Raw genomic sequence first — 13,418 nt, 5'->3', positions numbered from 1 at the left:
ATCGCCGGCCAACATGTCTGGGGGCATGCCCCCAGACATGTTGCCATCATCTCAACCAACCATCATCAAGGAGCCGGACTCTACCTCTGAGTGGTAACAATCAGGGGCGCACGTCAAACCTCTTCTCGCCATAGGAATGCGCAAAACTACTTCGCCGCCTGCGGATATGATGCGGACTGATCGAAAACTGCTATAATCTGGCCAAGTGAAATCTCTATATAATCGAAATTTGACGTCGTACCGTTGTTTGCCACCGCGGAAGCGAAGCACAACAACTCATCACGTCAGGGTAGGGATAAACATAACCCTATCTACGTAGAAATTGTACAACGACTCTCACAAGCGGCGACTGTGAATAAGAATGCGGACTAGATTATCACCCCGGAGTGGTCATGAGCTGATCATACCACTCTTGTGCAATTCGATTGGGCGTTTGATAGACGAATATGTCGCGCACCGTTCCAAATGGGCAATTTAACTCGCGCATTATCGCCGCCAACTTTACAGCCATCAGCGAATCTCCTCCTAAATCGAAGAAGTTGTCAGAGGCCGAGACGGCCTGACCGAAGACGCTGCTCCAACTACGAGCCAGCATGACGCCTAGCTCATCCGTATCGCCTTCGGCCTGTCGATCATCGGCAGGCGACCAACTGACTTCCTCCACAGGTTGCCGGTCAGTTACATTGAGCGCCATTGCGGCGTCGAACTTGCCATTAACAGTCAGCGGAAAGCGCTCGAGCACCGATATTTTTCGCGGGATCATATAGTCGGGAAGCGCTCGAGATATCTCGGCGCGTATATGTCTGACGTCAGGCCCGGAGCCGGTGACGAAAGCGTGAAGAAAAGAGTTCCCTCCCTCGGGTTCCCGAAGGATCACCATGGAGCCCGAGACGCCGGCAACTTGCAAAATCACCGAGCGAATCTCGTCCAACTCGATCCGGAAGCCACGCAATTTCACCTGATTGTCCAACCGTCCCAGATGGTCAAGACGCCCGTCTGGCCTCAGCCTCCCCCGATCACCGCTTCGATAAAGCCGCTGGCCGCTGGTCTCATCGGTCGCAAAGCGCGCCTCATTCTCGTCCGGATTGTTCCAATATCCCGTCGCCAAGCCGTGGCCCCCAACATAAATCTCACCGGTAAGCCCGCGCGGTAGAAGGCGCCCCAGTGGGTCCTTGATGTAGACTGACCAGCCGTCGATTGGCGCTCCAACCGCACGGGAACATGCGAGAGCATGCTTTCGGGTGATTAGCTCGGCGGTAACGTGAACTGTGGTTTCCGTGATCCCGTACATATTGAAGACCCGACAGTCGGAACATAGATAGCTATTCATCCATGGCAGCAAAGTACTGGCATCAAGAGTCTCCCCGCCGAATATGACAAGCCTTAGTTGTAAATCCGGGCGCCGTGCAAGAAAGGCGTCCTGCAACTGAGAAAATGCGGTCGGTGTCTGGTTGAGAACGGTGATTTTCTGGTCCGCCAGCAGCTGGAGAAATCCTTCAGGCGACCGGGAGAGAAAATAAGAGATGACGAAAAGGTGCCCCCCCGTCAACAGGCATCCCCATATTTCCCACGTGGAAAAGTCGAACGCTGTAGAATGGAAGAGTGTCCAGCGATCTTGGGAGGACAGTTCCAGCCTGCCGCGAAGTGCCTCAACCAGCGCTAAAACATTTTTTTGGGGAATAAGTACGCCCTTCGGGCGTCCCGTAGAACCAGAGGTATAGATGATGTAAGCTTGAGCTGGGCGGTTTGCCACTTCGTCGCTGAGCGCGGCCGCAACATCAGTCTCCAAGAGCGCCGAGGATTGAACGGTCCTAACCGAAGCGCACAGGCTCGACTCGGGATGCGAAACAATCAGAAGTGACATTTCGGCGTCGGCGATGATGAACTCCTTTCGATCGGTCGGAGTGGACGGGTCGATTGGTACGTAGGTTGCACCGCATTTTAAAACGGCAGCTAACAATGGAACTAACTCCAGGGAACGCTCGACGCAGATCCCCACACGGTGGTTCTTGCGAACTCCAAGCGACCTTATCGCATCTGCGTAGCGCGATGAAAGCTGGTCAAACTCGGCATAGGTCAAGGTATCGTCCTGGAACGTGATCGCCGAGGCATCCGGTTGGCTGGCAACGAGTGCCTGAAGAGCACCTATCAAGCTGTCGCCCATCAATGCCGCGGCAGGAACGGTGCTCCCCTTCTGCGTCGTGACTAGCTCCTCACTATCAACTAGCAAGATCTCGTCAGCGCTTCGCTGCGTCTCAGACGATTTCAACTGCCTAAGGACGAACGAAACGCTTCTGTCAAAACTTTCGATCATCGATCGATGATAAGCTGATAGGTCGAAAGAATAGCTCAGATGGAGTCCATTATCGTTCGATCTCTTTAGGGAGATGTTAAGGGGATAAGCGAGGACACCGGCATGCTTATAATCCGCGCTGTGAGCGAGAGACCAGGTCGGGTTTGCAATGTCGAACCAGAGGCAAGCATCAACCGACAATCCTGCGGATCGTAGCTCTCGGTCCATCTCAGCTGAATGCCAGCCCGCGAAGCGACGCTCCTCGCCACAGGACTTTGCAAAATCTGCGATGGCCCGATCCACGGCATCCGGTAGTGTAAAAAGGGCAAGCCCTTCCCTGGGGCCCATCTTGTCATCGGAGGCAATCTCGACGAGAGTTGCAATCAACGCTCCTCCACCGCCCCGAAAACGCGCCAGGGTAAGCGCGATGGCTGGCATCAGACATTCTTCGGCCCCTGCCCACTCGAAAGGCAGGCCTAAAAATAGATCACGCCCTGTGGAGGGGTTAAGCCCGCCAAGCCCCCAAGCGTCTGCCGCCGGAACTGCGAGAGCTCGCCCCTCCCTTCCGCAAGGATCAAAGCCTACTCGCCGCTGACACGGGAGCGGGAGACCGGCCATACTCCAATCTCGCTGAATCGTCTCGGCGAGCAGGAGGAGGTGCGCTCGGCCGATGGAGCGCCGGTCAGCGCTAAGGACGATGTCGAAGACTCCTCCGCCGTAGCTGATCAATACAATCCGACACCGGCTCGGATCGGCGACTTCCAAGTCCTGCTCCTTTTGCCTTCGAGCTATGGCCACTTCGGACTCTGGGTCGGAGGAACAGTCGATGAGCCAGACATCGGCATCTGGAAGGGGCCAGAGCCCCAGGCTCCACTCCGCGCGGATTCGCCGCAGGTGATCGTCCGCGGTCCTGCCGCGGAGCCTGATGCTCACCGAGTGACCTCCGGCCTTCGTCAGACGAGCCAGCGATGCGGCCGCGGCATCAACTTCGCGCTCCGACAAGCGCACAGACCTGATCGACAGCCGTTCTACGGTCATGCAGGCTCCAGCCTTTCCGGTGACATTCTACCGAGCCGAGTATCCCCCATCGACGGTGATGACGCTGCCAGTGACTTGGCGGCTCTCGTCAGAGGCAAGCCAGACCGCCGCACCTGAAACGTCCTCCGGCTCGATGAGGGCGCCAAGTGGCTGATTGGGGAGAAAGTTTTGCTCATAACTGTCTATCGGGAGACCCAGCGAGCGAGCGATTTCGGTGAGCATCGACCCTTCGGTCCAGTCCGCATCGCGCACCGAGCCTGGACAAAGGGCATTGACCCGCACCTTGTACGGAGCGAGATCGAGCGCAGCCGCCCGGGTGAGCCCGATGACTCCGTGCTTTGCCGCGACATACCCGGCGAACCGGGGATAGCCCAGTAAGCCCGCTGTGGACGCGATATTGATGATGCTCCCGGCACGTTGAGAGACCATCACGGCGGCCGCCGCCCTAGTCATCCGAAAGCACCCAGAAAGATCGACGTCGATCATCAACTCCCAATCTGAGTCGCATACCTCGTGTACCGGCCGCCCAGCCGGCGCCGCCACTCCAGCGCTGTTCAGCACGATATCAAGTCGTCCGAATCGATCGACAGTCGCCGCGACAGTAGCGTCTATTTCGACAGACGCACGGATGTCAGCATGGCGGACAAGCGTCAGTGCGCCGGCCTCCTCGCAGCAGCGCGCGGTCAACTCAAGCTGGCTTGCCGTCCCAAGCGAGTAGGGAACACCCTCGATGTCACGTGACACGTCCACCAACACCAGATGCGCGCCAGCTTTAGCAAAATCTATCGCACAGGCCCGGCCAAGACCGCGGGCAGCACCAGTTACCAAGGCTATCTTGCCGCCAAGGCGCTCACCGGTTCGGTTAATCGGCATAGTGTTTCAGCAACTCAAACATCGGCTCCGGTTGCTCGACAGGGTACATGTGACCGCCAGGAACGGTAATCATCTCGATCGGCTTTTCAGCCACGTCCTGCCAAGGTAGTAAATCCTCTGCGGAGATTAGAGCGTCGTCCCGACCGCGGACGACGGTAATAGGCGATGCCGTGCGGCGCGGCTCTGGCAGATAGCTCTCGTGCATCGCGACATCGGCGCGCAGCATCGGCAGGAGAAGCTCGCGCATCTCTAGATCGAGCATTGCCGGATCATTGAAGCCTGCGAATTCGCTAACCTTCGCGAGGAACGCGTCATCGCGAAGTCCGGTGGCGTGACGCGGCCGAGGCTTGTGCGGCGGATGCGACCCACTTGCGATCAAACGAGAAGCCTGGATGCCTGTGACGTCAGAGAGCCGCAGGACGAAGGCATACGCCAGAACCGCACCAAGGCTGTGTCCGAAAACAGTGACGCTGGACGCCGCCTCAACTTTGCCCCGAAGCCGCGGGAGAGCGTCGTCAATCGCGGCTTCGATACGCAAGCAAGGCGGATCCAGCAAACGCCGCTCGCGTCCCGGCAACAGGACAGGTTCGACCTCGAAGTGGCCCGCGAGCATCCGCTGCCAGGACCGGAAAAATATGGTGCCGCCGCCTGCATGCGGAAAGCAGATCAGCAATCTACCCATACGCCCCCTACGCACCCGGCGACAGCCCGATGATTATGCAACAAAGAGAACATTCTTTTGGCTTCACGAGGTGTTTTGACAATACCCAATCAACACGAATCTTCATACAGCAAGGATCTAGCTGGCCCTCGAACCATTCCTCGCGGCGCGTCAGGACGTCCGGACGATCTTGCTCGCTCGCGTGACAGGTCATTTCTGCGCGCGATCCCGCGCCGGGCGAAAAAGCGCCACAGCGTGGCGATGCTGATGTTCATGCCGCGCTCGGCCAGCACCTTCCGCAACTCCGCCAGGGTCGGATCGGGCTGCTGCTCGATCGCCTCTAGGATGAAGGCGGCATGGTCCTCGATCTTCGCCGTTCGACGATCGCCGCCTCCGACCTTGCCATGAGCGAGCATCAGTTGCCGCCAGCGGATCGCGCTCGCCGCACTGACCCCTAACCGCTCGGCGCGCCGGTACGAAAGCCCGCCTTCGGGAGCAGCAACGACACGGTCCCGCAGATCACCTGACAGAGCTCAACCCATGCGTGCTATCCTCCTACGCCAGCACGGATTGTGAATCAGAAAACCACCGCCACGTGAAGCCTTGGATGAAGGTTATCATGTGCCCGAGCTACCAAGAGAACGGCATTCAGCTTCGGCAGCCAGCCCACGTCGAACGGACGAACCTCCCAAGGAGTTGGAACTGTGATGCCGGCTTCAATCACGCGTGGAGAGATGAGTTGGGAAGCACCGTGAGTGAGCCGCCTTCAAGGCTCAACACCCGATCGGCGCAGGAGAAGTACTGCGAGTCGTGGGTGGCTAGAATGACGGTCTTGCCGCGATCTTTGAAATCATCGAGCATCTGCTCATAAAAGTAACGCTTAAAATCCGGGTCGAGATCGGCAGCGATTTCATCCAAAATCAGAACCTCTTTGTCTTCTAGCAGCAACTGAAGAAGCGCGAGGCGCTTCCGCTGGCCGGCCGACAAATCTGTGGTCGACAGCCTGCCTCCAGAAACTTCCACGACGTCCTTAAGCCCGAGGGCCCTTATAAGCGGTCCTATGTCGTCGTCACGTGCGGGAGTACCCGCCTCATTGAGCAGGTCTTCAAACAAGTGAAAATCACAAAATACCACTGACAGTTGCGCTTGGTAGTCGGACTTGACTTCATCGATCCTGCACTGGTCAACAAGCAGGTGCCCACTACTTGGCTGGATCAAGCCGCTGAGCAACAGTAGAAGAGTGGTCTTGCCGCCCCCATTTGCGCCAACAAGGAAAATTGTCTCTCCACGGGTGATGTCGAGACTTATCGGGCCAATCATCAGCCCGTTGTTCTCCGCGCCCTCATAGAAATAACTTACACCCTCGAGCGTGATAGTCTTCCAATCGGGTTGTTGATGCGGCTTAGCCGATCCAGCGGATTGAAGGTCCCGGCTAACTTCGAATCGTCGGAGCCTCTTTACGGCCGCTATCCCGCGCGAAAGCACCGGGGCGGTGGCGACCAGCGCATTGACCGGGCCGATCAAGATAATACACCCGACGATAAATGAGGCTAGATGAGCAGGAGACATGGGGACCGCCGTCGAACCAATCAAGACCGTTAGAACGACTACTATATAGAAAATGTTTGAGGACCAGGCTTGAAAATATCCAATGCGGGCATGAGCGAGATTCATGTGCATTCGCGACTTTGAAATCGACGGCATCACAATGAAGTCATAGAAATGACTGGCGCGATGCCGGTTCGTTAGAAGCTGCTTTCGAGTGCGCTCGAGGGACTGCACAACGGACACAACCTGATCGTCGGCTTCACGGAGCTTATCGAACGCTGGTGCAATAGATCGCCGCAGCCGTTCTGACACCGGCAACAGAACAATGAGCTCCATCAGCACCACAGCTGCCAGCGGCGCCGAGATGGTGAATAGATAGATTGCCGCCACCATCGAAAAAAGTAAGTTATACGCAATCAATGGAGCCATGAGCGACAGCGGTGCAATTTCAGCGATGTCGTTGATGAATGCACTCAGGCCACGCGCATTCTCCTTCAAGCCGGGAACGTAAGGATGGTGCAGCAGCTGCTTCGCAAAATCCGCGCGTAAGCTACTTACAAAATCGGCGCCAAGCCGGGCTGAAAGATAGTTCGAGAGGCCCGCGGAGACGATGAGCAGGGCAATCACCAACCCCGCTTTGGCAATGGCCATAACCAACCCGCTCGCACTCGCACCGCCGTTGACGCCGGAGAGCGAGACGAACGCAGCGCCAGCGTTGACGGCGGCGAGGCATATAAGGAAGAGGAGCGCCCCCCAATTGGCCCGCATGAAACACAAAATCAAATGTCAGTCTCCAGGTCCCGCTTGGCGCCCTCCAGCTCTCGGCAATTCAGTTCGGTGAACTGCCACAGGAATGCACCACGAGTGCCATTTAAAGCGCACCGAGAGCAATACTTCAACGTCATCCGTCGGGCATGGTGGGTCGTGGTGGCAAGCTATATGAGGGCTCGCCATCCGGCGCGATCCGCCCATGTCCTTGGTTTTCCGAGGTCGGTTGTCGACCGAGAATATAGCCACAGGAATAGCAATTGCGCTTCACCGATACGGCGATGGCCTGCCTAAGACGCCATAGCCATGTTACGAGCCGAGGGTGCAGCTCTCCGGATTCCGGTAAGCTAAGGACATGCGGCATAGGTCCAACAAACGTCGGCTGATCAAGACTTTGAGCATGCGCCTCCCCCGAGCGGAGGCCGGCCATGCAACCCACGACGGCCCGCGAAATCGTTTTTATAATTAGCGGCCTGAATCTACCGGATGGCCTCACCGGCGCATAGAGCGGTAGATCAGATCGAGGTGGTACTTAATCGTCAATAGTAACCCGCATTATCTGACGCGGCAGTTCCGACTAGCGCTGGGTAGTCCGGGGATTGATCGAGACGTCACCATCTATTGGCTTGGCTGCAAATGGCTGGCCAAGCATTTTTTCGAATATCGCTATGCCTTGCTTCGGGCGGTCGTGATCTTTCTCGCGGTAAGTTTGGCGATTGAGTCGCGTAGCTTTACGTCGTCGACAATGAATAACGCGCCGTCGGGGCCATTCCGACTGCTATCGAATTTGCACCGTTGGGATTGGCGGCGTCTCCGGCTGGCTGTCGATCGTGTCGACCGACGGCCAGCTTAGCTTGTCGACGAGGCAGGCCAATCGGCACGACTTCGAACAGATTGACCCTGAACTGACGCGCTAGCTAAACGTAACGATTTGCTTCGCAGCTAAACCGCGCTTTTTCGCTTGAACTTGATAGGTGACCACCGTTGGGCGATTGACGCTTTGAGATTTGGCCTCAAGCGTACCCGCAGGCGTCTAGATCGAATTCCGGGTTGCGACACTGGTCGGTTCCGCTCGGTTTGCGCTTCATGTGTACGGCATGCCCCCCGGCGGGGAAGGTCGTTCATAGCGAATATAGGCACGGCGGGGCCAATTCAGCAACGAGGGATAGTGCCAGGAGCGACCAGGGGCCGGAAGCCGGCACGTTGGACGTGCCTATGCCGGACGATCTCGATCCGCCGCGCGGATTCGTGGCTGCGCGCATCACAATCGCGAATGGGGCAAACACTGCCGGGCCAAACGATGTCCCTGCCAGCCGATCGACAGGGCGGCGTTGCAGAAGCGCGCGCTCGATCCACCATTCCCATCGCGGCGTGCAATATGCCAGCGGCTATATGTGGCACGCTGTCCGCGCGGGCGATCGCCGTCAGCAAGAGCCGCGTCGCGAACCCGCGCGGTAGCGCCAAACCCGAGAGCTTCATGAAACGCTCAAGGTCGAGGACGCGAGCGGCAAGGCCTACGCCGCACTCGATGAAGCTCGCCAAGACATCGGCCGGTTCATCGATACCCCGCGCCTGCACTCGGCGCTCGGATACTTGCCGCGGGCAGAGTTCGAAGCCGAACTCCGCGGTCACAGCAACCTGCACAATCGCGCTACAATCGACGTGTCACTCAATTACCCGTGTCTCAGCTATGGGGCGCACGCAAAACTGTTACGCAACAGCATTCGTAGCTATCTGCGATCGGAGTCGGTCGAACCGCAGTTCAATGTGCTCGGCGGGCGAGTAACCTGAACCCGTTTGTCGAGCGATTGTCGGCGTGGTTGACCCGGGAGATGAACCGGTCGCACAGGGAGAGTCGCACGATCAAGCAGTTGCACGCGGATCGAGCCGTCAACACCCGCTTTTTGGTGATGGTGCGTCATTATCTGTTCGAAGCCGAGCTCTGCAATCCGACTGCTGGTTGGCAAAAAGGGCAGATCGAGAAGAACGATAGGGATGTGCGACATCGCCGGTGCAATGCGCTCGCCATCGACAAATCTACCTTGTATTACAATTGAAGCTGGGCGAATGCCTGCATAGCCGCCATCGTACGAGTGTGCGGCGAAATGGGATATTGGGAGGCAATCGCGCGATGGGCGACCAACTTGACAAGGGTGAGATTGCTTGCGTCCGAGATATTGTTGATCAGGTTATTGAACTAGATCATATTGCTGTAGCTGTCCCGGATTTAGAAGCTGCGGTTTCCTGGTATCATTCGGCGCTTGGATTTGAACTTATTGAACGACGGACAACGACCGGTGTCTCAACGAGTATGATCTCGGCTGTGCTTCGTGCTGGTCGAGCGATCGTGGTACTCGTACAAGGCATTGAGCCGGATTCTCAGGTGTCTCGTTTCATCGAGGAGTTCGGTCCGGGCGTGCAGCACGTGGCGTTCGCGGTTGAAGATATTGATGTAGCCCTCGCGAGCGTTTCGTTATCCGGCGGCCACGCGGATACTTCGATCCTCTCCGATGTGGGAATTCGTCAGGTATTCCTTCGCCGCGACGCTCGAACTGGCGTTCGCATCGAACTGATCGAGCGCAACGGCGGTGAATTCACCGATGCAAGCGTCCAGCGGTTGTTCCGCTCCATGGAAGCGAACGAGATCTACTAACCTCTGAGTCGGGCGCACGGCAATCGATCGCTCGTTCCTTTGATGAGATGTCAGCAACGCTGCCATTCTCAAACCGTCTTCGAAACTGCCGATGGCAATCGGCTTCCGCATGGAGTGGGGATGACCGAAGCAAGCACATCTTCGTGGTTTAATGGCCGGATCGGCCCACTCGAGCAGGGTGCGCCGTCAGTGGCCAGCATATCTTTCCATCTCGGTACAGGCGTATTTGATGGGATGATGGCCTATTGGAATGAGGATCACTATTACCTGCATTGCATCGAAGAGCATCTCGTCCGATTCCGGGAGGGGGCGGCACGACTCGGCCTAACTCTGCCTTGGACGGTTGAGCAGCTTGCGCAAGGGATTGATGAGCTTCTTGCTCAGGAGCCCAAAGGAACGCAATATATTCGTCCGATCGCGTATCGCAAAGCTCCGGAACTCTGGGTCACCGGTGCGGAAGGTAGACCGGTGGACGTGAGCATTTTTACCGTGAAAACCGAGCGCGCCCGCGACATCGACGCACCTATTTCGTGTCAAATTTCTTCGGTGGAGCGCATCTCTAGTCGATCTATCCCAAAGCAGACGAAAGTCAGCGGCGCCTATGTCAATAGTTTGCATGCTCGCCGTATGGCCGAGGCTGCCGGCTTCGACGACGGCGTTATGTTCGATCGGGAAGGCCGATTGGCGGAAGCTTCCGCTGCCAACGTCTTCTTGATCATCGATGACCGGTTGGTGACGCCTCCGCTCAACCCGGATGTTTTTCCCGGGATCACGCGCAGGGTTGTGGCTGATCTGGCACGGGAGGCGGGCATCGAGGTGCACGAGGTGGACTGTGATCATGCCACGCTGGCAAGAGCTAAAGGCGCCTTCTTGTGTTCGACGCTCATGGAAATCAGGGCGATCGACCGGTTGGGCGATCGTGCACTCAATACAGCCGAACTGAGCGCCTTTCAGCAGCTGTTGAAGGGTTTTCGAAGGGTCACGCATGCTTAGCGCCGGATCGCGCGGCCTTGCTGCCAAGTCGCCGCTCCGCCGAGCATCACGTCCGTCGCCGGGCTTAAAGGCGTGGGGCGACGCCTCCTTAGGACTCACGCTGCGGTCCGGCGATCTCGAGTATACTCATGCCGCGCCGTACACCGGCACCGTGCCGCCGTGGCAGCCTGGAGGGCACCGCCAATTCTGGATAGGAGCTGCGGAACGCAGCGCCACTGAGGTGGCGAGGGGGGCGAATGCCAGCCCGGCGGTTCGGGTTTCGTCGAAATCCGCTGTGCGTGTTGTCTAGGGCGTTCTCTCCGGTCCCGCGGCGATCTGAACCCATTGGAGTCAGCCTGGCCAAATCTGAAGCGGATTGAGGTACGGCTGACCGTCGGCATGATTTGAACGTACGAGGATCACCGCGGCCACAACGTCATCTGAAATTGCAAATGCGCCGAGCACAGGGCCACGGGTGCCTTGCTCCCATGCCGTATGCTTTTGGCAATGCACTACAAAGTTGCCACCTCTGACTTCGACCTCTACTTCTAAGAAGTCGATCCATTGTCGCGTGATCGGCCATTGCGCTTTGTAGAACGCTTCCTTTGCTGCGAATAGCATTGTCGCGAGCACGCTTTGCGCGAACAGATCGGAGGTCTGGGCAAGTTTCGTTCGCTCGGCTCCCGAAAACAGCGAGGGCCAAAGGTCTGACTTTACGGCGCCGATCTGTTCGACGTCCAGGCCGATCGTCCGAACCTCTTTCGCGCTCGCTACCAAAGCTGCAGCTATTTGGTCAGTGTGCGAGATGCTTCCGGTCGCGCCGTACGGCCAAATGGGCGCTCCGCCCGGTTCGCGCCCCACCTCGAGCGAGCTGGCGCCAAGTGACTTCAGCGCGGCCGCGGCACAACTTCGCCCGGCCGCGAATTCGTCCCGACGTTTCTGGCTGGCGTTGCGAACATGGAGCTCATTTTCCTCGGAAACGAATACACCCCCACGGAACGATCGAATTTCCGCACCGATCGCAAAGTTTGGACAGATGGTGGCTAGCAGAGGCGAAGGGCAGATCACCATCGGCACGAGGCGCCCCAACAATAATATCGTAGATCATCACTATGCTCAGAGCGCCAACGATGACGCGCACGAAAGATTCTGACATTGCGAGTTCGTTCGCACCGATACGCGCTTAAGCAATAAATCACCTGCCCACGGAGGTAGGGTAACTTGCCGTTCAGTGCATCAGGCGGTGCGCTGCCGCTCCATCTGCTGAGCAAACCATACGAACGCATCAGCGTCATCATCACCACCAATCCGAACTTCAGCGAGTGCGCCAGCATGTTGGGCGATGCCAAAATGACCACCGCGCTGCTCGATCGGCTCACCCACCACTACCATATCCTCGAGATCGGGAACGTTCAACAACAGCTCCGCTGACCAGCCCATACCAGAAAGGAGAAAACACCAGCTTGACGAACCGGTGATACCCGAAACATAAACACAAGCCGGGCACTTCTCAGCGGCAATCAACAGCCGGCGTTTCGAAAGCGGCTCAGGGGGCTGATGTATTGCGCCGGTAACGCATGCCGCCATCCTTCCTGTCAGTTCGATGGTTGTGCACAATGGGGGGATCGAGACAGGCGCGCAATGCATTCGGTCCGGCGTTCGACAATTGATCACCCCGTTGCGCTATGATCCACCTGATAATGCTCGCAGAATTCAGTCTTTTGGGTGGGCCTGAGGGCGGATCCTTGCGACGGTGGTGGGCTTTCGTATGTGCAAGGCCATTTGCGTCTCATGTCCGATGCCGGACTGTCTGATCGACACGCTACAGGGCAGAGATGGTTCGCAATCAAGATGGAGCCAGCAATGCCGCAGATGCTATTCTGGGCTCCTGATCATTTTCTCAGCAAATGTCGCCAATATTGTGTTTAACCTCCGAAATTGGGTTTTGACGCCATCGAATTTTGACGGCATCGAATAGGGGCACTGGGTTCCGGTTGATTCGCCAGAGCTTCAAGAGATTGCCGTCTGGGGAGATCTCATGGCAAGCGAGAAGACGCGTCTAGAAGATGGAAGGGTGGCGGCACCCCAAGGCGCGTTGGCACACCAGGCTAATGAGGCGCCGCAAGGCGAGACCGAGCAGGCGCTTGCCGCGATCTGGTCCGAACTGCTGGGCGTCGAGCAGGTTGGTTGGGACGACAACTTCTTCGAACTCGGCGGCCACTCGCTGCTGGCGGTGCGGATGCAGAGCCGGCTGCAGACTGAGCTTGCAGTCACGCTGCCGCTGGCGACGCTGTTCGATCAGGCGAGCCTGACCGGGCTGGCCCGGGCGATCGACGAGAGCGACCGGGCAGCCTTGCCGCCGATCCCATCGGTACCCCGCGTTGGGCCGCTGGCCTTGTCGTTTGCGCAGCAGCGGCTTTGGTTCCTGGACCAGCTCGAGGGTGCGAGCGCGACCTATAACATACCGATGGCGCTGCGGCTTGGTGGGCGCCTCGATATGGCGGCGCTGCAGCGCAGTCTCGATGCACTGTTTGCACGTCATGAGGCGTTGCGTACGGTGTTCGCGGCCCGCGACGGCACGCCCGAGGTCCGCCTGCTTGATGCACAAGTGG

10 protein-coding genes and 1 pseudogene are annotated in these 13,418 nt (G+C 57.9%); 5 read left to right on the top strand and 6 right to left on the bottom strand.

The window, feature by feature from the left end:
• Positions 1-376: 376 nt before the first annotated feature.
• The 5 genes from E5A73_RS20985 to E5A73_RS20965 all read right to left on the bottom strand — a co-directional run bounded on the left by E5A73_RS20985 (position 377) and on the right by E5A73_RS20965 (position 7,196).
• Complete coding sequence (locus E5A73_RS20985; RefSeq protein WP_168356051.1) at positions 377-2,731, bottom strand: non-ribosomal peptide synthetase; 2,355 nt, start codon at positions 2,729-2,731, stop codon at positions 377-379.
• A gap of 627 nt (positions 2,732-3,358) precedes the next feature.
• Positions 3,359-4,204 carry an SDR family oxidoreductase gene (locus tag E5A73_RS20980; protein WP_135965816.1) on the bottom strand — a complete coding sequence of 282 codons (846 nt, stop codon included), beginning with the start codon at positions 4,202-4,204 and terminating at the stop codon, positions 3,359-3,361.
• On the bottom strand, positions 4,194-4,886 hold the full coding sequence (locus E5A73_RS20975; protein WP_135965815.1) for a thioesterase II family protein: 693 nt from the start codon (positions 4,884-4,886) through the stop codon (positions 4,194-4,196). The genes E5A73_RS20980 and E5A73_RS20975 overlap by 11 nt, the downstream gene beginning before the upstream one ends.
• Positions 4,887-4,975: 89 nt before the next feature.
• On the bottom strand, positions 4,976-5,281 hold the full coding sequence (locus E5A73_RS20970; protein ID WP_135965814.1) for a helix-turn-helix domain-containing protein: 306 nt from the start codon (positions 5,279-5,281) through the stop codon (positions 4,976-4,978).
• A gap of 304 nt (positions 5,282-5,585) precedes the next feature.
• A complete protein-coding gene (locus tag E5A73_RS20965; protein ID WP_135965813.1) occupies positions 5,586-7,196 on the bottom strand; it encodes an ATP-binding cassette domain-containing protein in 1,611 nt (536 codons plus the stop codon).
• A 1,817-nt stretch (positions 7,197-9,013) separates the two neighbouring features.
• Between E5A73_RS20965 and E5A73_RS20960 the strand changes: the two genes are divergently transcribed.
• From E5A73_RS20960 to E5A73_RS20950, 3 genes are all read left to right on the top strand, one after another.
• Entirely contained in the window at positions 9,014-9,238 is a 225-nt protein-coding gene (locus tag E5A73_RS20960; RefSeq protein WP_135965812.1) for a hypothetical protein, read from the top strand.
• Between the two features lie 74 nt (positions 9,239-9,312).
• Positions 9,313-9,834, top strand: coding sequence for a VOC family protein (locus tag E5A73_RS20955; RefSeq protein ID WP_135965811.1), 522 nt, complete (start codon positions 9,313-9,315; stop codon positions 9,832-9,834).
• 120 nt (positions 9,835-9,954) lie between these two features.
• Positions 9,955-10,827, top strand: a complete 873-nt coding sequence (locus E5A73_RS20950) for an aminotransferase class IV (RefSeq protein ID WP_135965810.1) — start codon at positions 9,955-9,957, stop codon at positions 10,825-10,827.
• A 330-nt stretch (positions 10,828-11,157) separates the two neighbouring features.
• Here E5A73_RS20950 and E5A73_RS20945 read toward each other — a convergent pair whose 3' ends face one another.
• Positions 11,158-11,877 carry a 4'-phosphopantetheinyl transferase family protein gene (locus E5A73_RS20945; RefSeq protein WP_240700321.1) on the bottom strand — a complete coding sequence of 240 codons (720 nt, stop codon included), beginning with the start codon at positions 11,875-11,877 and terminating at the stop codon, positions 11,158-11,160.
• A 144-nt stretch (positions 11,878-12,021) separates the two neighbouring features.
• Here E5A73_RS20945 and E5A73_RS20940 point away from each other — a divergent pair.
• Positions 12,022-12,237: pseudogene (locus tag E5A73_RS20940) on the top strand (ATP-binding protein); the annotation flags it as partial.
• 607 nt (positions 12,238-12,844) lie between these two features.
• On the top strand, positions 12,845-13,418 hold a 574-nt coding region (locus tag E5A73_RS20935), incomplete at its 3' end, for a phosphopantetheine-binding protein (RefSeq protein ID WP_135965808.1).

It is taken from the genome of Sphingomonas gei (assembly GCF_004792685.1).
Classification (GTDB): Bacteria; Pseudomonadota; Alphaproteobacteria; order Sphingomonadales; family Sphingomonadaceae; genus Sphingomonas; species Sphingomonas gei.
The sequence above is the reverse complement of the archived record's forward strand: the minus strand, read 5'-3'. Positions and strand labels throughout refer to the sequence as shown.

Coding starts and splice junctions, on each gene's coding strand:
- E5A73_RS20980 (WP_135965816.1), bottom strand. CDS start 4,204: ATGCCGATTAACCGAACCGGTGAGCGCCTTGGCGGCAAGATAGCCTTG.
- E5A73_RS20950 (WP_135965810.1), top strand. CDS start 9,955: ATGACCGAAGCAAGCACATCTTCGTGGTTTAATGGCCGGATCGGCCCA.
- E5A73_RS20970 (WP_135965814.1), bottom strand. CDS start 5,281: ATGCTCGCTCATGGCAAGGTCGGAGGCGGCGATCGTCGAACGGCGAAG.
- E5A73_RS20955 (WP_135965811.1), top strand. CDS start 9,313: ATGGGCGACCAACTTGACAAGGGTGAGATTGCTTGCGTCCGAGATATT.
- E5A73_RS20945 (WP_240700321.1), bottom strand. CDS start 11,877: ATGGTGATCTGCCCTTCGCCTCTGCTAGCCACCATCTGTCCAAACTTT.
- E5A73_RS20985 (WP_168356051.1), bottom strand. CDS start 2,731: ATGCCAGCCATCGCGCTTACCCTGGCGCGTTTTCGGGGCGGTGGAGGA.
- E5A73_RS20960 (WP_135965812.1), top strand. CDS start 9,014: ATGAACCGGTCGCACAGGGAGAGTCGCACGATCAAGCAGTTGCACGCG.
- E5A73_RS20975 (WP_135965815.1), bottom strand. CDS start 4,886: ATGGGTAGATTGCTGATCTGCTTTCCGCATGCAGGCGGCGGCACCATA.